The 813-nt window shown below is 48.6% G+C and carries 1 protein-coding gene and 1 pseudogene; one reads left to right on the top strand and one right to left on the bottom strand.

The features are described 5' to 3' along the window. Positions 1-503, top strand: a 503-nt coding sequence (locus tag A3750_RS19510) for a MipA/OmpV family protein (protein WP_197475172.1), incomplete at its 5' end; no start/stop codon positions are given. 38 nt (positions 504-541) lie between these two features. Here the strand turns inward: A3750_RS19510 and A3750_RS26420 are convergent. Next, positions 542-813, bottom strand: a pseudogene (locus A3750_RS26420) (methyl-accepting chemotaxis protein); the annotation flags it as partial.

An 813-nucleotide genomic window follows, 5' to 3' on the forward strand; every position in this document is an offset into this window, starting at 1 on the left:
CGCGATTGGCTGTGCGATTTGATGGTTATGAAGCCGAGGACAGTGCTTCGCTTAGTGGCATGGATGATCGCGACAGAACGATTGATGGTGGTTTGGTGTTTGGTTATCAGCCTAAAGACGTTGCGCGTTTTGAGTTTTCTTACATGCATGATGTGTTGTCAAAACACAAAGGCTCCGAAACAAGCTTCCAGATCTCGCGGCAGTTCAATCGCGGGCCATTCTTTTTTGTTCCCGAAGTGTCTGTGCATTACCTCAGTGCGAATTTGATCGACTACTACTATGGTGTCAAAGAGTCCGAAGCAACAGCCAATCGAGCCGCCTATAGCGCAAAGTCCGGCTTGAGTTACAGAGCGGATTTGAACTTTTCCACGCCGATTCTTTTTGGTGGCTTTACGAGGATTGATCTAGGGTATGTCTGGTACGCCAACGAAATTAGCGACAGCCCCATCGTCGACGAAACCGAAGGGTACAACATTCGGTTCGCCTGGACGCGGTTTTTCTAGCCATGTGTTGATGGGCATGGGTTTTGAGTTGTGCTTGATCAGTACTTAAAGTTGCCAACCAGGTTTGAAAGGCGTTCAGCCTGAGCGGACATCTCATCGCATGAGTTGGCATTTTGCTGCGAGACATGGCTTGTCTGGTTCGCCATATCATTGATCGAAACAATGTGCTGATTGAGATCGTCCACCACGCTTGATTGCTGCTCTGTTGCCGTTGCAACCTGAAAAGACATATCTGAAATGCGCTCAATAGCCGACCGAATCGACTCAAGTGAACTGCTAATTTGCTGAGAGCTTTGTACCACGAGCTCGC

The organism is Oleiphilus sp. HI0079 (genome assembly GCF_001635105.1).